Origin of the sequence: Hahella sp. HNIBRBA332, assembly GCF_030719035.1 — a bacterium.
GTDB lineage: Bacteria > Pseudomonadota > Gammaproteobacteria > Pseudomonadales > Oleiphilaceae > Hahella.
Genome location: NZ_CP132203.1, coordinates 295641 through 317932 on the forward strand (window position 1 = coordinate 295641; position 22292 = coordinate 317932).

Sequence of the window (22292 nt, forward strand, 5' to 3'; positions counted from 1 at the left end):
CTTCTAAGAAGGTGGATTTTTACTTTTTTGGTATTCGCTTTTAATGTGAATTATTGAGTTCAGCTTTTATAACGCCCATAAAGCGCTATTGGGGCTTCAAGATGCGTACTGCTGATGAAGCTGCTCTAGCTGCTTGTCTTTTCTTCGCCATAACTGTGCGATCCACTCCTGAAACTCTGAGCGAAACTCAGCATCGTTCATATAGTCCCGGTTCAGAAACTGGTCGGGAATGCGGATTTTCTCAATGCGGATTACTACCTTTTTGATTTGCCCTGACGCCAGCCCCCAAAAACCCAGCGCTTTGCCCGGGTAATGAATAGTAATGTTGAGCATTGTGTGCAGGTGTTCTCCCATCGCCCCCAGAACGAATGCAGCGCCACCGGCCTTAGGCTTTAACAGGTGCTTATAAGGCGATTTTTGATGATCGTGCTTGGCTTGGGTAAAGCGCGTCCCCTCCAAAAAATTAAATACGGTCACTGGGGTGTATTTAAACTTCTCACAGGCTTTTTTGGTGGTTTCCAGGTCTTTGCCCTTCAATGCGGGATTGCGTTCAATCTGTTCCCGGGTGTAACGCTTCATGAATGGAAAGTCCAGCGCCCACCAGGCCACGCCTATTAGCGGCACCCAAATCAGCTCCTGTTTGAGGAAAAACTTCAACATTGGAACTTTACCGTTAAGCACTCTTTGTACAATGGGGATATCGGCCCAGGTTTGGTGGTTGCAAGTGACCAGATACCAGTCATTGGGCTTGAGGTCGCTATCGCCTTCCACATCCCATTGAATATCGTGAAGAAGATATAGCAGTCCGTTATTAATGTTGATCCACAGTCCAGCGATGCCGATCAGCGCGATGGTGCAGTATTTCCGCGTGACGCTGATCGGTATGAGTAACTTGACGAAGGCCAGCGCCAGTACGAAAGGAAATAAAATGGTAGTAGAAAGCAGAATTAAGAGGACAGCTAGAACGCCTCTTAGCCAATGTGGAAGAAAGCTCAACATTAGTCGAAATATCTCGTTATTGTGTTTTCAGGAAGTCAGATTTTGGGTTATTCAGGCGATCGCTCAGACCCGCCTGTCGCTCTTTTGGCGCTTATTCTCCGGCTAGGCGAGTCGCCCCGGTTCTTGTGTGGTATGGATCAGTGTGCTTGCGATACCGCCATCAATTGCTCCCTTGCTGAGATGTATTCTTCTTGTCGGTTTTGAACCAAGCCGCCGTTTTTTCCTGCGCCTGACGTCGTATTTCTGGAGTGATATGCGCGGCGATCGTAGCGATGGCGCCCGCCATGACCGTGAGGTCGTCGGTATAGCCCAGGATGGGGGTCAGATCAGGTATACCGTCTATAAGCGATATGAAATACCCCAAAGCGCCGTAGATGACAGTTTTACACCATACCGGCGTGTTGGGCGATGCGGCGGTGTAATAGAGCGTCAATGCATGCTCTACCGTCGTGACGCCAGCGGCGGAGGCGGCCGCGCCCAGCTTTTTCCATAACTGGACGCCAGAAACCGGCGGGTGATTTTCCGATTCTAAACGGGGTGTCTCGGAGAAGCGGTTACGGGCTAGATTGATACTCATAGTTTGTCCCATGGTCGGATGGAATCCATTTCATTTTACGCAACCACGCCAGGAATTTCTGAACTAAATAACCAACGCTTGCGTTTCCATCGGGTGACCCCAAACGTTCAAAGCGTTGCGGCGTCACCGGGGTGATCGTACTTTTCCAAATCATTGGTGCGGATCATACCTTGTATTTCTGCAATATAAGCTTCTCCTCGGGTGGAGTATTTCGCCAGGCCGGGGGTCAGGCTTTGGCCCGTGACGGCGGCGCCTTGGGCTCTAAGCTTTTCTCTGGTCTTGCGGAGATCGATATAGTGCAGATTACGGTTGAGGTTACGCATGTAGCTCATCACTGAGTGATAGACCGTGTCGAAGCGCGCCACCTCATGCTGCAGGTGGGATGCGCGTTGCGCAGGCTCTATGCCGCATCCGGGTTTGAAGCACCATTGTCCAAACAAGTTGTTGCCTTCGCGTGCGAAGCGGGAGCCGCCCCAGCCGGATTCGTTTGCCGCCTGTGCAAGAACCAGAGAGGGGGGAATAGTATCCACTCTGCGTAACATCAGTTTGAAAAAATCGTTGTTGAAGGCGTTATCAAACGGCACTCGATAAGCTTCCGCCAAGCGTTGCAGGCGTGCGGTATCTTCAGTCGAGAACGTGGTTTGCCGTTGCATCTTTTGGATGAACTGGCGCTCTTCCTTGATTTGTCGATTGGCCTGTTGCACCAACGGCAACAAATAAGAGAAAAACGCCTCTTTTTTCTCTCCGACATCTTCATAACGGCTGAAATCAGGAAGGGGAGCCGTCGGTATCAGGTTGACGTTTGAAGTCTTGAGCTCTTTTTTATTTTCCTTAACCGCTAGGGCGTGTAGGTCATACCAGAGAGAAAATGTAAAAAGCCAAGCCAATGCGCCGCCAAAGGCAATAACGGCATAACTGCGGTAATTCTTCATGTACTACCCATCGTTTTTGCTAGCAGATTTTATTTTGCGTATTTAGTTTAGCTGATTCAACACTTTGGGCTGGAAGACGGGCGGTCTAAGGCCTGCTCCCCACAACGACTGCGCGGAGAGCAGGGGAGGAGGGCGTTTAATCTGAGTTTGCGGTCAACGCTTGTTGCTTGAAGCCGTATATCAATCCAATGCGGTCGCCGTAACGCACTAATAAAATCAGCAGATTGCCGCCGCTGGCGGCGAATCCTTCCATTGTCAGCGTTTCTCCGCCTGTCGGTCGTGGGTCAGCGAAATCCAGTTTGAGAAGGTTTCTGGCGGCCCCGGTGTTGGCGGCGGGAGACGCTTGTGGCGTCATAGAATAATCCGCGTCGTGATTTTCAATATCGCTGAGCGTTTGGCTGCCAATGGTCTGCGTTACCCGACGCTCCTTCAAGTGGAGAGTCGCAACAGAGGCGTCGTCGAAGGTCAGGGTGGACAGGTTATGATTCCCGAACAAGGTTGCGCTCCCGCTGATGCCTAAGCTATTGCCGTACAACACATAGCTGGCGCCGGCGTAATTGATGTCCGTATCCGACAGCCTTACAGCATGAGTAATGCCCTGGCCATCCGTGTCGCTATCGACATTGAACGACAATACATTGCCGGAAGGGTCGCTGACGCCGCTCGCGGAACCGGCTTTGATCCGTCCGGTATACTCGGTTTCATAAGCTTTATCATTGTTGTTGTATTTGATGGTAGGCAATCGCTCCAGCGCCAGAGACGTTGGCGTTTCCGTTGACATGCCGACGCCAGAGGCGGAGCCGTCCGCGCTGCGGCTCATCTGATAGGTATGGTAGATGTCGGGATCGCCCGCCACGGGAGCAGGTTGCGTCTGCGCAATATCGCTTGAGGTCGCTTGCCAGTGATGGATCGCGCCAACGACTGTCATGACCGGGTCGGTGGACAGGTTCTGGCGCAGGCTGATCACACCATAGTCGCCGCCATTGATTACGTCTGTACTGAAGTTTGAGGATTGTCGGCTATGGAAAAGCCAGCCGAAAGTGTTCAGTTTTTCCAGCGTCAGCTCGCGGCTATATCCCCCAGTGGACTTGGCGGCCAGCTCAATCGCAAATCCATCGCTCAAATAAGCGGAGGCCATAGAGGGCGAGGATGTGCTGTCATCATTGGTCGACTTCGTTGTATACAGGCGCGTATAGAAGGGATTGGTCAGCCAGCCGGTCGGGCTGACGCTGTCTTCCCGGGTAATGTATTGAGTTTGCAGGCGCGCCATATCGAAAAAGCCGCTTGGAGATAGATAGGTCAGCGTAGAACCGACATGGGCGTTGATATCATCCTCTTCCGCCTGTGCGCCCTGGTTGAAGACGTCGTCGGAGACTTGCGTCAGGCTGTGGCGCTCCCAGGGAACCTGTTCGACGATAATGTTGTTGATGATTCCCAAAACGGTAGCGGTGAAGCTGGCGATGGGGTAGGAGTAGGTCGTGACCTCTGCGGAAGTATTGGTTTTGATTGTGGCGATGCGGTTGGAGAACACCACAGTTTTGGCTCCGTCGGGCAGGCCTTGGTTGAGGCCGGCGGCGAATAATACGGAGTTGTACAGGCCAGCTCTGTTTTCTAGAACAGGCGCAATGCTGGTTGATGTTGTGCCATCGATCTTTGTTTCGCGGATGGTGGCGATGAATTGGTCGACGAAGTCGTCAAATAAGACGTTGTCGCCAAGAAACGCCATTGCCTCTTCCAGGTCTGCGTTTTCCGGTAGGGTGACTTCGAAGTCTTGCACTCCGTTCATTAATGCGGCCCAGTTCAGCATGCGTGCGGCCGCCTGCGAGCCACAGGAATCCGTGTCGTCGTTGCAGGGCATCATTCCATCAAGTTCACCCTGGGAACTCAGGCTGCTAAAGAAATCCCTGACCGCATACTCTGATGCGGCGGTGATCAGTATCCCTTTGTTTGCGTTAGGCAAGCCCGTGCGAATGACCGAACCATTACTGAGCTCCGCTGCAATCACCAGGTCAATTCTTTGAGGAATGGCCCCGTCGAAGGTGATGGTATAGCTGCCGTCGCTGGAGCGATTGACGGAGTAGTCGTTGCCAGAGATCACTCCACCGGAAATAACATTGCCGCGATAGTCCAACTGTTGAATGCTCAGATTGGCCGCCACCTTGTCTCCGGCGGAAATAGCGTGGGCGGAAGCTGGCAGGAAGGCGCTCAATATTTTTTGGGCGAAAGTGGCTTCTTGCATGCCTGGCGTGGCGAGCACCGCGACGTTGACCTGTCTGGCGTCAATGGGGTCGGGGGGCGTTTCTCCGCTGGCGTCGCCAGCTGGGGGGTCAACTTTGTTGTCGTTTTTGGGCGGCGTATAACCGCCGTTGCCATCCAGAGATTCGTCACCGCCGCCACAGGCGGAGAGTATGGACACAAGCAGCAGGAGCCCGGAGACTTTTTTCAGCTCGCGCAATGACATAGGCAATTCCATTGTTGATTCTTATTGAGGCTGTTGGGGGCTAGTCTAAGGGTTTTTACGGAGGGCGGAAAACCCTGGTTTGAGGAATCTGTGAAGCAGTCCCAGCCGGGGATGCATGGAAATGGGGGAGAGGAAATCGCCGCAGACGACGAAGAGGCGCGTTCTGCGGCGAGAGGCGGTCTTGGTAAACGCTATGAGGGGTTTACTGAGACTAGAACTGCAGGGCGAAGCCGACGTTCAGGCCTTCATCCAGGGTGATGTCGTCGTGCCTTTCAATATCCGCCTTAATGACGCGGTATCCCAGGTAAATATCTGCGTTGGGAATCACGCGGTAGGTGGTTTTGACGTCAAAACGGGAAAACTGCTCGGCGTCCTGGAATGAGGTGATGGAAGGCGCGAAATGGCCCGCCACTTTGAGTCCCAGGCCTGGAACACTGGGGATCTTGATGTGGGCGTATCCGCCCAGGGCGATGGCTGAGCCGTCTACGTCGCTTTCAGTGAACACGTCCAATTGCGCGCCAATGCCAACCGTCGTCGGCAGATTGCCGATGGCTGTTTGTCCCCGTGCATGCAGGTCGCCGTTCAACAGGTGACCGCCGCCTTTGTGATACAGGTAACCCAGGCCAGTTTCAAAATCTCTGGATTGCGGCAGCATATTGACCTGCACATTAACGGATTCATCGCCGATGTTGAAGTCTAATTCGGAAGCGGTTGCGATGCTGGCTCCCAATAGTGCGGCGGCGCCGATAGCCGCGTTAAGCCCTAAAAATCTCATGGATATGGTTGCTCCTGGTTTATACGTTCTGAGAAAAAGTTTCCGGCGAACTTCCGTTAGCGGAATGCGTCCATCTACGAAATAACAAGTAGCGGATTGCGGAAATACGCCCTCAGGCGCTAAAGGCGACAAGCCGACATCTTAACCACAGGCGAATGTCGGCTCAAATTAATAACAGGTTATCTGGAGGCCTGATTAAGTCACCAGCCGTAGGTCATGCCCAGCATGGCGACGAAGTCCGGCGTGATGGTGGTGTTGAGGTCCTCTGCGATAGCGATGTTCAATACCAGCGCATCACTAAGGGCAATTTGCCCTCCGGTCGTTAATTGCAGGGAGAAATTGCTTAGCTCGCGTAACTCGCTATGGTAAAGCCCGGAGTGACTGTCTATCTGTGCGGTAAGCGTGAGATAAGGTAGCGCGCGCCAATGGCCGCCAGCCCGGAGGGACAGCGCCCAGTTTTTCTGTAGTGGCGCAAGACTGAGGTCGCTATCGCCAAGGTAGCTGACGGCGGCGCCGGCGAATGGAATAAAGCGTTGGTCGGGGGCAGTTACCGCGCCCTCCCAGCCCACGCCTGCAGAAAGATCCCAGGCTCCGCTGCCGGTGAGTTTGTCTGCATCTCCCGTCGGGGCTTTTACTTCCAGTTGCGCCAGCCAATCCTGTTCCCAGAAATGCAACTGTTGGGAGTAGCCAAAGCGAATGTCGCCAATGCCGGCGGCTTCATCGCGAAAATTCAGGAGCCTTTCACTATTGCGCTGGTATACATAGGCGAACTGATCATTGGTGTCCCGCGTCCTGCCGCCCTGAGGAAGGCCAAACCATTCGTGCCAGTCGTAGATGAAATCGTCCCATAGGCCTTTGCTGTGGTCCACGTAGGGCGCTCTTAAGGTCAGCTCGGCGTCGTTTTTGAAGCGCCAGCGCAGCGATAATGAGGTTACCGCCACCTCGCCGTCAAAATAGGAGATTTCGTTGGTGTTCTCATGTGTGACATATGTGTTTGCGGTGGCGTGTTGCAAGCTTATCTCAAAGCCGGATGGCGCCGTGTTTAAAGCCGTTTGAATGGACGGCAGACCGAATGTCTGGGCAAGGGGGGAAAAGTTCCCCACTTCGAAAGGAGTAGGGGACAGCGCCATCGTGTGGGTGGATATAAGCGCACAGACACAGGGAAAAATTATCCCGTGAGTTATTTTTTTTAACGACGACATCGGTTGGATGATTCCTTTATGTCATGCCAAGTTATTTAAAAAGTCTCTTTGACGCGTCAGCATCTGCTTGATGTTGAGCTAAAAGAGCGCCCCAGAAAGTTTAGCAGCAGGCGCTAGCCAACGAGGCTGATCAACACCTGCCCTGGCTTGGGTTGCAGGTTTTTCTTCACGGTGAAGAAGTTCAGCCCTCCGTTTTCACCCACTAGACACAGCGGCAATGGATCCTGATCCTGGTTCTTTTCTTTAAACTGCTCGTAGGTGAAGTCTTTGGTAAGAGGAGTGCGCTTGATGACGGCCCCGTGATTCAACCGCTTCATGATGTGGTTGTAAGTGGCCTGAGTGGAGAACAGGGCGACCCCGGACAAATCTTCGGGAATCCACTGAGCGGGTTTGTCTTTATCTTCGGGTTCGCCGAGCTGATAGACCTCTTTAACGCCGAATATGTCGGAAAAACGAATACAGGCGAGAGAATTCAACTCCAGGTTGGGCGTCAACGCCAGAAAGCGTCCCATACCCGTGTAATTGACGCGTTCCAGTAGCTGCTCAGACAGTACGTTACCTAACAATGTCGGCGTTCCTTCCATGCGGGCTTCTTTAATATTGCTCCACCGGGCGTCGACGATCAGCACGCTCACATTCTCATTTTTCAACGCTTTGGCGAGCGCATTGGTGAAAGCGTTGGAGCCAAGAATGATGCAGCCTTGCGGGTTGTCATCGGACAGCGCCAGCTTTTTCGCCAACGGTCTGGCGCCCAGTCCATAGATGAGAATCGTGCCCATGATGATCAGAAACATGGTAGGAGGTAATGCTTCTGCCTCTTCATAACCGATGCCTTGTAGACGTACTGCGAAGAGAGACGCCACTGCTGCGGCGACTATGCCTCGGGGAGCCATGGAGGATAGAAACAACTTTTCCTTCCAGCTTAGGTTGCTTTTCACCGTGGACGCCCAAACTGCGATTGGACGCACCAAAAAGACCAGAAGTAAAAGGAAGGCGAAGCTGCCAGCGTGGATATGCTCCAGATCCTGCACATCAAGGCGTGCAGCGAGGACGATGAACATGGAGGATAGTAAGAGCACTCGCAGGTCTTCTTTAAAGCCCACCAGGTTGCGTATCGACACCAGACGTTGGTTGCCCAGATAAATCCCCATAATAGTGACGCTAAACAGGCCGCTTTCGTGTTGTATGAGGTTGGAAGCGGTAAACAGACACATCACCATCGCCAGGGTGAAGGTGTTGCCCAGAAACTCCGGTATCCAATGATGGCGTAGCGCTGTCGCCACTAACATGCCAGCGATCAAGCCCATCAATCCGCCCACGACGACAGTTAACAGAAAGCCAGACAAGAACAAGGTGGTGGCTTTGCCCACACTGGTGGACACTACCGCCTCGTAAACTAATACAGTGAGCAGTGCGCCGATGGGGTCGTTGAGAATGCCTTCCCATTTCAGGATGGAGTTAACCTGTCCTTTCGGGCGAATCAGCATTAATAATGGCAATACAACGGTAGGACCTGTGACAGTGAGAATGGCGCCGATCAGCAGCGCAAGAATCCAGGGAACGTCAAGGGTGATCCAGGCCAACAGAAAAGCGAGAAACCATGTGATCAGTATTCCCACGCTGACGAGACTGCGGACAGCAGTTGAACTGGTTTTGAGCTCCGCCAGCTTAAGGCTGAGACCGCCTTCGAAGAGGATGATGGCTACCGCGAAAGAAATAGCTGGAAACAGAAAGTCGCCGAAAATCTCGTCAGGGTTCAGTACGCCCGTCGTTGGGCCCAGCACAATACCGCTCAGCAATAACAAGAGTATTGAAGGCAGTTTCAGTTTCCAGGCTATATACTGAGATGCGACGCCAAAAAACAGGATGGCGGCGAGGGCTACGACGACATGTTCGTTCAAAAGGGGAGCTCCGAACCGGAAGAGTTGAGGTTTAGCAGTCAGTTTTTCCGCTAAAGATAGCAGTTGATCCCTGGTGTGGCCAGCTTAAAGCCGATGCGTCTGCGGTTTGAACAACGTGTAACATGGTGCTTCTGATTGCTGTTGAATACGTAGGCGGGATGGATTATTGACGGGAACATATATAGAGTTGTCGCTGTCCCAGGGCTGGCGGCGAATAGGCGACTGGACGTCAAAAGTGTCAAAGTAAGGTTTTGCTACAATATCGATAGCGCTCTCAATGGTAGTAGGCAAACAGGGAGTTTAGGGGTTTGTGGGGTAAATTTAGTAAACGGCTGCGAAAGTATCCTTTAGGGTCGAAGGTCGTGGCGAGCGTCTTGCTGTTCAGCACTGCCGTCGCCCTGGTCTCCACCGGCGTACAGTTGTGGCTGGATTACCGTGCCGAAGTGGCGGCGCTCAACACCAGACTGGATGATGTCGCCAGTACTTTCGAACCGGGACTGGCGAATAGCCTGTGGAGCATTAATCACGATAACCTGGATGTGTTATTGCGTGGACTGCTGCGTCTGCCGGAAATTTATAATGTTTCCCTGGTCACCAACTACCAAGATGTGTTTACTGCGGGCACGCCCCCGTCTGGCGAGCCTTCCTTTAGTAAGGTATACCCCATCTATCAGCCAGGAATGGACAATTACTGGCTCGGAGACCTGACGCTCATCGCCACATTGGAGCCGATTCAGCACAAAATCTGGGACCGGCTGCTTATTATTCTGATAACCCAGAGCGTGAAAACCTTTGTCGTCGCTATTTTCTTTCTCCTGATATTCTGGCTATTGGTCAGTCGGCATCTGGAAAAGATGTCGCAGTATTGCCGCAGGCTGGAGATTGATAATCCAACAGCGACTCTGACGCTGGATCGCAAACCCCCATCCGCTTCCGATGAGCTGAGTCAGGTGGTCACCGCCATCAACAATCTGCGTATTCGCATGCTGGAGCAGACGCGCATTCTGCGGCAATCCGAGCAACGCTCCCAAGTCGAGCGCTCCCAGGCGGTAAAAGCGAATCAAAGCAAGAGTGTGTTTATCGCCAATATCAGTCACGAGCTGCGCACGCCGATGAACAATATTCTTGGCTATACCGGCTTGTTGTTGGATACCCCTGTCTCTCAGGAGCAACGTGAATATTTGTTGGCGGTGCAGCAGAGTTCTGAGTCATTACTGACCCTGTTTAACGATATGCTGGACCTCTCCAAACTGGAAGCCGGCACGACGCAAGTGGATTTGGCTCCCACCGAATTGAGGGCTTTGTTGCAGGCGGCGGTGGCGCGAGTTTCAACGGTGTCGGAGGCGAAAGGTCTTAACGTTGAGACCTTTGTGGATGCAGGTCTTCCGACTCGGGTGCTGACAGACCGCAATATTCTGTTGCGCGTGCTGGAAAGCCTGCTGTCCGTTGCAATTACGGTCACAGTCAAAGGACAGGTGGTGTTGCATGTGCATCCGGTAGCGTTTGACGAAGACCGGGTGCGTATACGCTTTACTGTAGAAGACAGCAGTCCGGGAATAAGCCCTAATGAAATTGATACCTTGCTGTCCAACACTTTTGAGGCGCCGGTTTCGCAAGGGCTCAATGAAGTTGGCACAGGGCTGAGGCTGGCGTTGTGCAAACAGTTCGTCGAACTGATGGGCGGTTCTTTCGGCATTGAAAGTGAGGAAGGCAAAGGCTCGACGTATTGGGCGCAACTATCCTGTCAGCGCGTGCAAAGTTACAGTCCTCAAATTCTCAATGAAGAGAATATTTTCAGAGAAAGCCGAATCCTGGTGGCGGACAGCAATGAACTGAGCCTCAAAGCGACACTGGATATTTTTTCCGAAGAATCTCTGCTGCATTGCGATATCGCTAAAACTGCCGAAGAGGTCAGGGCTCTGGTGAATCAGGCGGTGGATTCCAAAGCCCCCTACAACGCGATGATTCTGGACGAGTCGCTGCCAGGGGATGAGTTTATAGACCTGATCAAGTCCATTAAATCCTTGGATTTGCAAAAAAGCGCGCCGATTTTGGCGTTGTCTTCACATCCGCAAAGGGAGCATGTGTCCGAACTTAAGAGTGCAGGAGTCTCCGGTTATCTCAGTAAACTGGACAGGGAGTCACACTTACGCGACGCCTTGTATACAGTCATGGTTGAAGAGCCAAATGAAACCTCGATTATTCTTTCTCCTAGCCTGATGACATTTGAGGATCGCAGAGACTCCAGACGCTCCGGGTTGCGCGTTCTTCTGGTGGAAGACAACACCGTCAACCGAAATCTGGCGCGTAAGATGTTGGAGAAATGCGGTTGCAGAGTGGATTTTGCGGAGAATGGCGAAATCGCCATCCAACAGCTGGGCTCAACTCACTTTGATCTGATATTTATGGACTGCTGGATGCCAGTCATGGATGGCTATGAGACGACCAAGCGTATTCGTGATAGTGAGCAGAGCTTTTCCCATATTCCCATCGTGGCGCTCACAGCAAACGCATTTCCCGGCGAAAAAGAGAAATGCATGCAATGCGGGATGGACGACTTTCTGACTAAACCTATCCGTTTTGAAGAGCTCAGCGCCATCGTTCGTCACTTTGAGGAGAAAGTGCTGGAGCAGGCTTGATAGGGCTCACTTTGTGACAGATTACGGGTGATGCTGTTAAATTTTGAAAAATTAATGAAAAAAGCCCCAGCCAGCCTCTGAGCTTGGTTGAAAAAGCGGACTTTTTCCCCTAAATCTTAGAGTAGGGAATATTGTTGGGCGTCAGAAGCTGTGTTCTATGGGCCTTCAGCTTCAAGCGTCAAGAAGTGGGAGTGGTATGGCAAAGGAGATTGCGCAGAACTCTATATTGAACACAAACGCCAATGGATGAGCTGTAGGAAGGTCGACTTAACGCTGACATTGAATAGGCGATGTGCTTATGAACATGTTTGTGACTGGAGATACAGCGATGCGTCAGTTTATACGTCATCCTACAGATATCCCTATTCTGCTTGAAAAGAAACTTCCATCCAAAGAAGACTCGTTCTCTCAATCCGGTGTCTGTCATGACACATTAATCCATAAGAGCCCCGCCACTATAGGCGTAAGTTGTTGTCCCTCCGCGTCCTCGCACTGTATGCAAAACATAAGCTGTGGCGGAGTTTGCTGCATGTCGCCAACGCCCTACGAGGAGGGGGAGAAGGTAATGGTGGTTATTGCTTTTGTACGCCCGACCTTTAGAACTCCTGCTCAGGTTATCTGGTGCAAAGAGGTGGATAACGGCTTTGAAATAGGGCTGCGTTTCATGAGCGAAAAAGACGCATTCGCTGCTCGAATGGTGGAGCAGGTATGCCACATTGAGCATTACAAGCGGGAAGTGTTGGCGACGGAAGGTCGCCGTATGTCAGGGGAAGAAGCGGCGAGAGAATGGATTGAAAAGCACGCGCCGGATTTCCCCGAGTTTGGCTCTGGCCTTGAAGTGATTACTCATTAACTGTCAGGGGCGCAACCGCGCTGACAAGTGCGCAATTGTCATAAACACGCCAGGAAATATTCAGGTCGTATAAAGCCAGGCCATAGACTTTCGAGTCGGCTTGGCTTTTTTTGTAGCTCGGCCGTGGGTCCAAACCAATGGTCTCAATAATCAGCTCTCGAAGGTTGGGATATTGGAGGCTGTACTGGCGCAAATTTTGTTCGGCTGCCTCTGTAAAGCGAACTTCCAGGCAGAGCTCCGGTTTTTCAACAGCGTAGCCCCCTTCCGCCTCTATGGCGTCGACATAGGGGATATAAGGTTTGATGTCCAATACTGGCGCGCCGTCTACGAAATCGCCCCCCTCCACGCTGAGTACTTGTAAACCCTCTCGTTCCTGAACGGATAGCAGGCGTACGGCGGAGAGTCCAATGGGGTTGGGGCGAAATGGAGAGCGGGAGGCGAATACGCCGACAGTTTTGTTGCCACCGAGTCGTGGAGGACGCACTTTCGGCTTCCAGCCCGCATCGGCGGTTTTATGGAAGTGAAACAGGATCCATATATGACTGAAAGCCAACAGTTCTGAAACCGCCTCCGCTGATGAAAACTCCTGCGTAAGTACGATTTCTGTGATGGCGTGCTTGATGAGTCCTGGTTGGCGCGGCGCTCCGAACTTCTCTGGGAAGCAGGAGCGGATATGGCCGATAGGGCGGTAAATTAGATCTTCCATTGCTGTGGTTTACTCAGAAAAGATCATCTCAATCCCTAATGTCAGCGATGGATTGGGCTTGAAGTTGTCATCTCTGGGAAACAGCAGTTCCGGCGTGCTTTCTAGGAAGAGCCAGTCACTATAAAGTCGTTGGCGGTAGGTGGTATTTATAAAGTAGGCGCTGGTGCGTGGGTTGGGGCGGCTTTCTCCCAGCCATCCCAGCTGATGATTCATTGCTCGATTCTCATCGATCTTTTGAGAAAGAGAGAAGACTTCTGCAAATTCCCAGCCGTCTCGATTATCGACCCATTGAGCTTCCGACTTGGAGCGGAAGAACCAGCGGTCTGAAATGGCGTTCTCAAAGTAGAAAGCGCTGGTGTGACCCCAGCCCTCGGAATGGTAATAATAGATCGACTCGTCTACCCGGAAGGCCCAGGTATCAGAGAGCGCCCACTCCTTTTCGGCTTTTGCTCTGGCGAATGGGTCTAATGGAATTTCCAGCTTTACACCCAAATCGCCTTTGAGTTTCCATTCTTTCAGTGCGGCGATTAAGCGAAAGAAGCCCGTGCTGGTAGTATTGGTGGTTTCGTCTTCTTTTAACACCCGATTACGGTTCTTTTCCGCCAAGGTTTTGGTTTCATCCGGATCGTTTTCAATCACCAGTTTGAATCGATCTTGGGTATAAGGAAGGTCCAAACGAAATTTGAATCTCGGCTCCGGGTCAATCCCTTCTTCTTTTCGCCAAACGCCAAACAAGCCCACCTTTAAAAAGCTACCGTTGGCGCTCAGTTCAGCCTCTTTGCCGCCAAAAAAACCATCTATATTGCGCCCTAGAGAGCCAAGTCTATTCGACCAGGCGTTGCGCTGATCTACGATCCAAATGAAGGAGCGCTCAGTAATTGTTTCTTGCTCTCCGTCTTCTTCGGTTTCGATGGACTGAGTACTCTCCTCAGCAGGAGCTGGCGCCTCATTTTCAAAGGCTTCCTCTGTTGTTTCTTTTGCGTGGGAAAGGGAAGCTGATATGAATTGAAGTGAGGCGGCGGCAAGAGCCGCACAAAAATATCTGTACGCGAACGTCACCGGCTAATACATCCTGATAAGTGAATGGGAAAGGTTGCGGCGATTGAGAATCAATGAGAGTCCTTTGGTCGCTCGTCATCGACTTCAGACCATTTGTCTTTCTCCTCCGCCTCAGGAATGCGATATTCTTCGGAGGCCCAGGCTCCCAGGTCAATCATTTGACAGCGCTTGCTGCAGAATGGGCGAAACTCATTTTCCTGAATCCATGGGACTTTCTTTCCACATGTCGGGCAGTCCACTTCCAGGGCGGTGCGAGTGGCTGAAGAGGTAGAAGTTTTATCGATCATGCTGCGCCAGTTCTAAATAGTATTCATGCAACTTGGCGACTTCCTGGTTCAGGTGGGCCAAGTCCTTGTCGTTCAGGATGATATCATCCGCATGTTGGCGTTTATACTCTCTGCCGCTTTGAGCCGCAATAATCCGGCGGACCAATTCCTCACTATTTTGATCTCTCTCCATCGCTCTGGCGATTTGCACTGACTCGGGAACGTCTATAACCAGTATGCGGTCTACCAGTTCACGTTGTCGGGTCTCCAATAATAAGGGAGACGTCAGGATGCAATAAGGCGTCGTGCAAGCCTTTAACCAATTGCGGATGCGTTGATTGATGAGCGGGTGTAGCAGGCTCTCAAGCCATTTCTTCTGCTCAGGATCATGAAACACCAGCTTGCGCAGCGCTGCGCGATCCAGGGCTCCATTCGAGGTGATCAAGGCTTGGCCGAAATGCTCTGCAATATGCTGTAGTGCAGGCTCGCCGGGCTCGACCACGTCGCGGGCTACTTGATCGGCGTCGATACAGGGAACGCCTAATTCGACAAACTTGGCTGCGGCTGCGGACTTACCGCTGGCGATGCCGCCGGTAAGTCCGATAATTAATGAGTTATGCTGTGTAGTCTGGTTCATGTAGGGAAAGATACAGCGACTAAGGCGCAGGATACATCCCCAAATAGGCGGATACGATGTCATTTCCCCAGATCATGGCGATCCAGCCGGCAATCGCCAGATAGGGGCCAAAGGGGATAGGGATGTTTTTATCTCTGCCCAAGGTAATGATCATCGCCAGGCCAATAACGGCCCCAACCAGTGACGAAAGCAGAATAATGAGCGGGAGCATTTTCCAGCCCAGCCAGGCTCCCAGAGCGGCGAGCAGTTTGAAGTCGCCGTACCCCATACCTTCCTTGCCGGTCAAAAGGCGGAATAAATGGTAAACCGACCACAAAGCCAAATAGCCGATCACTGCGCCAATCACAGCTTCTGATAGGGGGGCGAAGATACCTTGGATATTGATTAACAATCCCGCCCAAAGCAGTGGGAGCGTCAGGTCATCAGGAAGCAGCTGGGTATCGAAGTCTATCAATGACAACGTAAGCAATGTCCAGCTTAAGCCAATGGCCGCCAGTCCCGCCCAACTCATCTTGAAGTAGCAGACGGCAATGACCGCTAATAAAGCAGTAGCGATTTCCACTAGGGGATAGCGAATAGAAATACCCGTTTTGCACGAGGAGCACTTGCCGCCAAGAAACAAATAACTGATTACCGGAATATTCTCCCAGGCTCTGATTTTATGTCCACACTTAGGGCAAGTTGAGTCGGGTTTGGAAAGCGTGATAAGAGGCTCATCTGTCTTAGGGCAGTCGCAGCCTGGAATTTCAGCGCACTGAGCGCGCCACTCCTGCTCCAGCATTTTCGGCTTCCGCAGAATAACGACATTCAGAAAGCTGCCGACAATCAAGCCGAAAACAATGACCGTGGTATAAAGCAGTGCAGGGTTATGATTGAACTGATTAAAGATATCTAACATCGGTTATATATGAGTACAGTTAAAAAAAGACCTCGCGGGCGCGAGGTCTTTTAGAGATAAGTATATGGTTAGACCACGGAGCCCAATTGGAAAATGGGGAGGTACATGGCGATAATGAGTCCACCGACCAATACGCCAAGCACAGCCATGATCAACGGCTCCATCAGTGCTGTAAGGTTGTCGACTGCATCGTCGACCTCTGCTTCATAGTGGTCAGCAACTTTTTCCAGCATGTCATCTAACGCGCCAGATTCTTCCCCTATTGAGGTTAGCTGAACCGCCATGGCAGGGAAGACTCCAGTGCCCTTCATACTGTATTGCAGCTGGGTGCCGGAAGATACCTCGTCACGGATTTTGTTTACTGCCTTTCTGAATACAGAGTTACCGGTTGCGCCTGCAACTGACTCTAAGGCATCAACTAATGGAACGCCGGCTGCAAACGTAGTAGCTAAAACCCTTGCAAATCTGGCGACAGCGGATTTGTGTAAGATATCCCCCATAATAGGAAGCTTTAGAATGTATTTGTCTAGCGCGTCTGCAAATGCGGGAGATCTTCTCTTTGCTTCTGTAAAGGCGACCACAGCAGCTATCATTATGCCAAGGACGATATACCATGAGCTCTGCAGCGCCTCTGACATATTAATAACTAACTGAGTAAAGGCTGGAAGGTCTGCGCCGAAGCCTTGAAAGAGTTCTTGAAACTGAGGGACCACTTTTATTAGAAGAATACCGGTAACGATAACTGCCACGACTAGCACCGCGATCGGATAAGTCATAGCTTTCTTTACTTTTTTCTTCAGGGTTTCTGTTTTCTCCAGGTAAGTTGCAATTCGATCCAGCATTGTTTCTAGAGCGCCAGATTTCTCGCCTGAGTCAACTAGGTTGCAGAATAGATCATCAAAATATTTGGGATGTTTTTTTAAAGCCCCTGCGAAGCTATTGCCAGCTGCCACTTCGTTTTTGATGTCTAGTACTAGCTCTCTTAAAGAAGGGTGCTCTAACCCGTCTGCGACAATATCAAAGGATTGAACCAGTGGAACGCCGGCTTTCATCATTGTGGCCATCTGCCTAGTAAAAATGGCAATGTCGAAGGGCGTGATCTTTTTGGTATGCTTCCCTAATATACTCTCAGCTTTTTTCTTTACTTTTATTGGGTTTATGCCTTGTTTTCGTAGCTGAGCTTTAACTACTGCGACATTGGAACCACTTACTTCCCCTTTTGTTTTATTTCCTTTTCGGTCGGTGCCTTCCCAAACGAAGGTAGAACTTTTACTTGCTGCCTGGGCCATAATTTAATCCTTCGTTACACGGTTTGCTTCTTCTAGGCTAGTTACGCCCTCAATCACTTTTCTTAGCGCTGACTGCCTAAGATTTCTAAAGCCTTCTTTTTGCGCCTGTTTTGCCAAATCTATCGAGCTAGCCTCATTCATAATTAATTCTTGCATTGCAGGAGTTATCCTCACCACTTCATAGATGCCAACACGCCCTTTGTAACCATCCTTGCATTTACCACAGCCCTTGGGGGTGTGCAATGCAAAGCCGGTTTCAATTTGTTGGTCTGTGAAACCCTCCGCCTTTAGCACATCTGTGGGGACAGTAATAACCTGTTTGCATTCAGGACAAAGTCGCCTCGCAAGTCGTTGTGCAATAATTAAACTCACAGACGTGGCAATGTTGAAAGCCGGTACGCCCATATTGCGGAGCCGAGTTAGTGTTTCGGGGGCGCTGTTTGTGTGTAGGGTGGAGAGAACTAAGTGGCCAGTCTGAGCAGCCTTTATGGCAATGGAGGCTGTATCCAAATCACGAATTTCTCCCACCATCACTACATCGGGGTCTTGCCTTAAAAAAGCTCTTAGGGCAGAAGAAAAGTCTAAGCCAACCCGTGTATTGACATTAACTTGGTTTATACCTTCAAGGTTTATCTCGACAGGGTCTTCTGCGGTTGAAATGTTACGTTCAGTAGTGTTTAGGATATTTAAGCCTGTATACAAAGAGACTGTCTTTCCACTTCCTGTTGGCCCTGTAACTAGAATCATTCCTTGTGGTTGGGCAAGCGCATCCAAGTACATCTTTTTCTGGTCTTCTTCGTACCCTAGCGCGTCTATTCCAAGTTTGGCGCTACTAGGATCAAGAATCCGTAAAACAATTTTTTCACCCCATAATGTGGGCAAGGTGTTTACACGGAAGTCAATTGCTTTGGTTTTTGAGAGTTTCATTTTTATGCGTCCGTCTTGCGGAACACGCCGTTCAGATATATCAAGCTGTGACATAACTTTCAGTCGGGCCGATAGTTTGGCTGCTAATTTTATAGAAGGCTTAGAAACTTCGTTCAATATGCCATCTGTCCTAAATCTCACTCGATAGGTCTTCTCGTAAGGCTCAAAATGGATATCAGAGGCCCCGCCCTTAATAGCATCCAACAGCATTTTATTGATGTATTTAACAATAGGTGCGTCATCTTGTTCTGCGCCTCCTCCATCATCATCTGCATCAACATCATCGCCTGCTGATATATCAATATCGTCTAGGTCAGTGTCTCCCAGGTCCCCTAGAGGCTGTTCATGGGATTCCAAATATTTATCAATAAAGGTAGATAGCTTGTCTTCTTCTACAAGTATGGCGTCGGTACCTAGGCCCGTGTGAAACTTGATTTCGTCAAGCGCTTGTAAGTTGGTTGGGTCTGCCACAGCAAGGAATAGTCGATTCCCCCGCTTGAATACGGGCAGTGCGTGATGCTTTCTGATCAGCTTTTCATCAACTATTTTGTCCGGTATCTGTTCAATTGCTATGCTGGAAAGGTCCAGCAGAGGGACGCCAAACTCAGCTGAAGCTGCGTAAGCCAATTGAGTTGAATTAGCAAGCCCTCGTTTTACGATATGGCTTACGAAAGGTTCTTTTGCTTTTTGTGCGCTTTGCTGGGCTTCTCTTGCGACGCTTTCATCTAGCAAGCCATCTTGCACAAAGCGTCGAGCCAATCCTGTAAGGGGAGGAGTGATCTGAGTGTTCATTGCTACTTTTCAAAAACAGTGCCAGTGTAAAAAGAATGTTCTTTCAAAAGTTTAGAAGTAATCCGGCAGCTTGGAAAGGTGTGCTTGAGATTTAGTTTGCGAGGTGACAAAGTTTGTCACCCATGGACCTAATTTGTCATTCTTGGGTGTAGACTTAAAGGGCTAGGTTTTTTTCTTGGGGGGGCTAAGTTACTGACAATTAACAGAGAAGCAAAAATGGACTTAAGTTGGCACAGGTTGTGCTTTATATCAGGCAAGGCGGCGGACGAAGCGCTGAACCGAAAATCATCTGTCGAAAGACGATTAGGAGAATGTTACATGAGAAGCATGCAAAAAGGTTTCACCCTTATTGAATTGATGATCGTTGTTGCGATTATCGGTATTTTGGCGGCAGTGGCGATTCCTGCTTATCAAGATTACACTGTGCGTACTAAAGTTTCTGAAGGTTTGTCACTTGCTGCGGGGGCTAAAACAACAGTGGCCGAGACTAGGTTGGCCTTAGGGCGCTTCCCGGGCGCAGATAACGCCAGCTATGGTCTCTCTCCTGCTACTAGCATCACAGGAAATAATGTAAGGTCTGTGTCAATTGGTGCTAGCGGGGCGGTTGTTATTACATATAACTCTCAAGATAACGCAATTGCTGGCGCTTCTTTGGTTCTTGAGCCTACTGTTACTGGTGGTGGAATTACTTGGGATTGTACTCGTGGAAATGTACAGGATAAATACAGGCCTGCCAACTGCCGATAAGTTAGTAAGCTGAATAAAAAGACCTCCTTCGGGAGGTCTTTTTGTTGGTAATTTAAAATCATCTTTAGTTGATACTATTAATCGGCTGAGAAGCAAATCTTAAATCGTTGTCTCATACTCGTGCGATCGCTGGTAGCGGAAAAAAAGTATAAATACATGAGTTGAGGTCAACGAATAGCTCCCTTGTATTTTTATGCTTTTCGTGTGCATTGTTTGATTTTTATGCGAGGGAAGTCAGCGTGTCTAATATGCTCTCTGCTTGGGCGGGAAGAGTTCTGAGTAATGGGGCTCAGGACGTTTTAAGTTTCAGAGTGTGTGGGAGTGATCTGGGGGGCGTGTCCGGTATGTGCTTCCTGCTAAAGGGGAAGTCGCCAGTTTCAAGTGCGTAGGGGTTAGATATGCATCAACATACGCTTCACTATATTAATGTGTTTGGCTAGGTGCTGCTCCTGTCCATGAAGATCGTTATGTGTGGTGTATACAGCTTAAGTAGGTCAAGTAGAACTGTGGATGATTGAGCTAATCATTACTATGGTCGATTCATTTTGCTGAGTGGTATTTATAGGGTGGTTTGAAGATATACTAAATTGAATTTATGCGATTATAAAATGGACTTTAAACTACTTTTAAATGGCTGTGTTCTGCTTGGTGACTCTTTGTTGGGGGTGTTTGATGCTAAAATATTCGAGGTTTTGTTTTTTATTTTTGTTGGCTTTATGCTTTATATTGGTTGTTGTGTCAGTTGTGTATTGGCGTGGATTAAGTGGTCCCTTTATATTTGATGATTATCCAAACCTTTCGCCGATGAATAATTATGGGGGGATTACAAGCTTCGATAATCTTCTTAGGTTTCTATTTGAAACTCAAGGGTCTTCCGGGCGATTTATAAGCCTTCTTACTTTTGTTGTGAATGACCAGGCGTGGCCTGCCTCTGCCTTTGATATTAAGTTTACAAATTTAGCGTTTCACCTAATAAATTCTCTTCTTCTGATACTTGTAGTCAAACAGTTTATGTTGCTGGTTTACCCTGGCGAAAAAGAGGAGTGGCTCTATGGGGTTGCTGTAATTATAGCTCTGATTTGGGCTCTTCATCCATTAAATGTCTCGACGGTTCTGTACGCCATTCAGAGAATGGCGCAGCTCGCTTCGCTTTTCTCTCTAATAGCTCTATACGCTATTCTAAGGTTTTGCTCTACTCCGGCACGTCACTACAGCCTCAAAGAATGGATAAAAGTCTCTACTTCGTTTGGAATAATTATGGTTGTAGGGATATTTGCCAAGGAAAATACATTTGTTGCCTTTTTCATTGCAGGTTGCTGTATCTCAGCTTTCGTTAGTGATCCTCAGGCAAAAAAGTATAAAGATGCTTGGCTGGCTATATTTGTATTTATACCGTTGATATTTTTTTCTATTTTTTATTTTTATTACTCAAGCGAGGTTATGTCTGCTGCTTGGGTTCGCCGACCATTTACCCTTGATGAAAGACTGCTAACAGAGTGGAGGGTTGTTGTTGATTATATAGGTTTAATTGTAAGTCCTGGCTCTGTTGGTGGTGGCTTGTATCACGATGACTATGAAATATCAAGGTCCATTTTTGATCCGTTTTCGACTCTCATTTGCGGAGGCATTATTGTATTTCTAGTTTCCATCGCCATTGCTATGAGAAAAAAGAACCCCTTGTTCTATATGGGGGTTATGTGGTTCTTTGTTGGTCATGTTCTTGAAAGCACTTTTGTGCCGTTGGAACTATACTTTGAGCATAGAAATTACTTTCCCATGATAGGCGTGTTAATCGCCATGCTAGGACTGGCCTATCCACTTGTTAAGAAGAATAGGCTTGAGTGGATAGTTGCAATATTTTCTATTATTTTGATATTTTTTGAGGCGTTTTTAACTTGCCAGCGTGCTTCTCTTTGGGGAGATGAGGGAAGGTTGTTTTATGTATGGAGTAAAGAAAATCCAACATCTAGCCGAGCACGGGCTCAGTATATTGGTTATCTAGTTAAAAATGGCTATTTGGATGCTGCTAAGAAAGAGGCTAGCGATGTAAAGTCTAGTATCCCCGGTCTATTATCAAGTCATATTATTGATATATACGTAAAATGCTACTCTGGTGAGAAAGTTGAGGCAGTCGAAGTTAATGAAGCAGTGGCGATAGCTGGGCATGCTGGGTATGAAAACGCCAGCTACTCTATGTTAAGAGCTTTGAGTGAATATGATGAAGGAGAAGCTTGCGATGGTTTTACTCGGAAGGAAATACTTATGCTATTTAAAAGCATGGGGCAAAATGAAAAGTTCGTTAGTGGTGGTCTGTATGCTAGCAACTACTATTACTATCTTGGAGAGCTATACTCTAAGATGAGAATTCTAGGGCCTGCGATGGAGAGTTTAGATAGAGCTTATGAGCATAGAGAGAATATTGCGTTTCCATTGACGCAAGCGAAATGGTTAGCTGATGCTGGCTTAATAGAAGATGCATATGAATATCTGGATAAGGCAAAAAATACTCAGCCACAAACAAGATTTATAAAAGTGAGTGATAGTGATCAAGTTCGTAGTGTGGGCGAATATATTAAGACTAAAGAAATGCATTGGAGTAGCCAAGCAGATGCTGATAGTGATAAAGAATGAT

18 protein-coding genes are annotated in these 22292 nt (G+C 49.3%); 4 read left to right on the forward strand and 14 right to left on the reverse strand.

Features of this window, described 5'->3' with window-relative positions:
* Positions 1 to 96 precede the first annotated feature (96 nt).
* From O5O45_RS01500 to O5O45_RS01530, 7 genes are all read right to left on the reverse strand, one after another.
* Complete coding sequence (locus tag O5O45_RS01500) at positions 97 to 999, reverse strand: acyltransferase (protein ID WP_305903540.1); 903 nt, start codon at positions 997 to 999, stop codon at positions 97 to 99.
* Between the two features lie 160 nt (positions 1000 to 1159).
* A complete protein-coding gene (locus O5O45_RS01505; RefSeq protein WP_305903541.1) occupies positions 1160 to 1576 on the reverse strand; it encodes a YkvA family protein in 417 nt (138 codons plus the stop codon).
* A 107-nt stretch (positions 1577 to 1683) separates the two neighbouring features.
* Complete coding sequence (locus O5O45_RS01510) at positions 1684 to 2508, reverse strand: glucosaminidase domain-containing protein (RefSeq protein ID WP_305903542.1); 825 nt, start codon at positions 2506 to 2508, stop codon at positions 1684 to 1686.
* Between the two features lie 136 nt (positions 2509 to 2644).
* Complete coding sequence (locus O5O45_RS01515; protein WP_305903543.1) at positions 2645 to 4981, reverse strand: hypothetical protein; 2337 nt, start codon at positions 4979 to 4981, stop codon at positions 2645 to 2647.
* Between the two features lie 199 nt (positions 4982 to 5180).
* On the reverse strand, positions 5181 to 5744 hold the full coding sequence (locus O5O45_RS01520; RefSeq protein WP_305903544.1) for a YfaZ family outer membrane protein: 564 nt from the start codon (positions 5742 to 5744) through the stop codon (positions 5181 to 5183).
* Between the two features lie 200 nt (positions 5745 to 5944).
* Positions 5945 to 6946 carry a DUF3187 family protein gene (locus tag O5O45_RS01525; protein ID WP_305903545.1) on the reverse strand — a complete coding sequence of 334 codons (1002 nt, stop codon included), beginning with the start codon at positions 6944 to 6946 and terminating at the stop codon, positions 5945 to 5947.
* 113 nt (positions 6947 to 7059) lie between these two features.
* Positions 7060 to 8847: a cation:proton antiporter gene (locus O5O45_RS01530; RefSeq protein ID WP_305903546.1), complete on the reverse strand. Its 1788-nt coding sequence runs from the start codon at positions 8845 to 8847 to the stop codon at positions 7060 to 7062.
* 362 nt (positions 8848 to 9209) lie between these two features.
* Here O5O45_RS01530 and O5O45_RS01535 point away from each other — a divergent pair, with 362 nt between their 5' ends.
* Together O5O45_RS01535 and O5O45_RS01540 are read left to right on the forward strand one after the other, a co-directional pair.
* Entirely contained in the window at positions 9210 to 11486 is a 2277-nt protein-coding gene (locus tag O5O45_RS01535; protein ID WP_305903547.1) for a response regulator, read from the forward strand.
* Positions 11487 to 11982: 496 nt separating this feature from the next.
* Positions 11983 to 12339: a PilZ domain-containing protein gene (locus O5O45_RS01540; protein ID WP_305903548.1), complete on the forward strand. Its 357-nt coding sequence runs from the start codon at positions 11983 to 11985 to the stop codon at positions 12337 to 12339.
* Here the strand turns inward: O5O45_RS01540 and tsaA are convergent.
* The 7 genes from tsaA to pilB form a co-directional block, all read right to left on the reverse strand.
* A complete protein-coding gene (tsaA, locus tag O5O45_RS01545; protein WP_305903549.1) occupies positions 12329 to 13045 on the reverse strand; it encodes a tRNA (N6-threonylcarbamoyladenosine(37)-N6)-methyltransferase TrmO in 717 nt (238 codons plus the stop codon). The two genes, O5O45_RS01540 and tsaA, sit on opposite strands and share 11 nt — an antisense overlap.
* A 9-nt stretch (positions 13046 to 13054) precedes the next feature.
* The gene (locus O5O45_RS01550) at positions 13055 to 14104 is read right to left on the reverse strand and encodes a hypothetical protein (protein ID WP_305903550.1); all 1050 of its coding nucleotides are present in this window, start codon (positions 14102 to 14104) and stop codon (positions 13055 to 13057) included.
* 50 nt (positions 14105 to 14154) lie between these two features.
* The gene (yacG, locus tag O5O45_RS01555; RefSeq protein WP_305903551.1) at positions 14155 to 14391 is read right to left on the reverse strand and encodes a DNA gyrase inhibitor YacG; all 237 of its coding nucleotides are present in this window, start codon (positions 14389 to 14391) and stop codon (positions 14155 to 14157) included.
* Entirely contained in the window at positions 14381 to 15007 is a 627-nt protein-coding gene (gene coaE, locus O5O45_RS01560) for a dephospho-CoA kinase (RefSeq protein ID WP_305903552.1), read from the reverse strand. The genes yacG and coaE overlap by 11 nt, the downstream gene beginning before the upstream one ends.
* 19 nt (positions 15008 to 15026) lie before the next feature.
* The gene (locus O5O45_RS01565) at positions 15027 to 15905 is read right to left on the reverse strand and encodes a prepilin peptidase (protein ID WP_305903553.1); all 879 of its coding nucleotides are present in this window, start codon (positions 15903 to 15905) and stop codon (positions 15027 to 15029) included.
* Between the two features lie 68 nt (positions 15906 to 15973).
* The gene (locus O5O45_RS01570) at positions 15974 to 17194 is read right to left on the reverse strand and encodes a type II secretion system F family protein (RefSeq protein ID WP_305903554.1); all 1221 of its coding nucleotides are present in this window, start codon (positions 17192 to 17194) and stop codon (positions 15974 to 15976) included.
* Between the two features lie 3 nt (positions 17195 to 17197).
* Complete coding sequence (pilB, locus tag O5O45_RS01575) at positions 17198 to 18913, reverse strand: type IV-A pilus assembly ATPase PilB (RefSeq protein ID WP_305903555.1); 1716 nt, start codon at positions 18911 to 18913, stop codon at positions 17198 to 17200.
* A 318-nt stretch (positions 18914 to 19231) separates the two neighbouring features.
* On the opposite strand from pilB, the gene O5O45_RS01580 reads away from it, so the two are divergent.
* Positions 19232 to 19660 carry a pilin gene (locus tag O5O45_RS01580; protein ID WP_305903556.1) on the forward strand — a complete coding sequence of 143 codons (429 nt, stop codon included), beginning with the start codon at positions 19232 to 19234 and terminating at the stop codon, positions 19658 to 19660.
* Positions 19661 to 20332: 672 nt separating this feature from the next.
* Positions 20333 to 22291, forward strand: a complete 1959-nt coding sequence (locus tag O5O45_RS01585) for a tetratricopeptide repeat protein (protein ID WP_305903557.1) — start codon at positions 20333 to 20335, stop codon at positions 22289 to 22291.
* Position 22292 lies beyond the last annotated feature (1 nt).

What these genes read in the sequence shown, in the direction of transcription:
- O5O45_RS01500 (WP_305903540.1), bottom strand. Translation starts at nt 999, where the DNA reads ATGTTGAGCTTTCTTCCACATTGGCTAAGAGGCGTTCTAGCTGTCCTC.
- O5O45_RS01505 (WP_305903541.1), bottom strand. Translation starts at nt 1,576, where the DNA reads ATGAGTATCAATCTAGCCCGTAACCGCTTCTCCGAGACACCCCGTTTA.
- O5O45_RS01510 (WP_305903542.1), bottom strand. Translation starts at nt 2,508, where the DNA reads ATGAAGAATTACCGCAGTTATGCCGTTATTGCCTTTGGCGGCGCATTG.
- O5O45_RS01515 (WP_305903543.1), bottom strand. Translation starts at nt 4,981, where the DNA reads ATGGAATTGCCTATGTCATTGCGCGAGCTGAAAAAAGTCTCCGGGCTC.
- O5O45_RS01520 (WP_305903544.1), bottom strand. Translation starts at nt 5,744, where the DNA reads ATGAGATTTTTAGGGCTTAACGCGGCTATCGGCGCCGCCGCACTATTG.
- O5O45_RS01525 (WP_305903545.1), bottom strand. Translation starts at nt 6,946, where the DNA reads ATGTCGTCGTTAAAAAAAATAACTCACGGGATAATTTTTCCCTGTGTC.
- O5O45_RS01540 (WP_305903548.1), top strand. Translation starts at nt 11,983, where the DNA reads ATGCAAAACATAAGCTGTGGCGGAGTTTGCTGCATGTCGCCAACGCCC.
- tsaA (WP_305903549.1), bottom strand. Translation starts at nt 13,045, where the DNA reads ATGGAAGATCTAATTTACCGCCCTATCGGCCATATCCGCTCCTGCTTC.
- yacG (WP_305903551.1), bottom strand. Translation starts at nt 14,391, where the DNA reads ATGATCGATAAAACTTCTACCTCTTCAGCCACTCGCACCGCCCTGGAA.
- coaE (WP_305903552.1), bottom strand. Translation starts at nt 15,007, where the DNA reads ATGAACCAGACTACACAGCATAACTCATTAATTATCGGACTTACCGGC.
- O5O45_RS01565 (WP_305903553.1), bottom strand. Translation starts at nt 15,905, where the DNA reads ATGTTAGATATCTTTAATCAGTTCAATCATAACCCTGCACTGCTTTAT.
- O5O45_RS01570 (WP_305903554.1), bottom strand. Translation starts at nt 17,194, where the DNA reads ATGGCCCAGGCAGCAAGTAAAAGTTCTACCTTCGTTTGGGAAGGCACC.
- pilB (WP_305903555.1), bottom strand. Translation starts at nt 18,913, where the DNA reads ATGAACACTCAGATCACTCCTCCCCTTACAGGATTGGCTCGACGCTTT.
- O5O45_RS01580 (WP_305903556.1), top strand. Translation starts at nt 19,232, where the DNA reads ATGAGAAGCATGCAAAAAGGTTTCACCCTTATTGAATTGATGATCGTT.
- O5O45_RS01585 (WP_305903557.1), top strand. Translation starts at nt 20,333, where the DNA reads ATGCTAAAATATTCGAGGTTTTGTTTTTTATTTTTGTTGGCTTTATGC.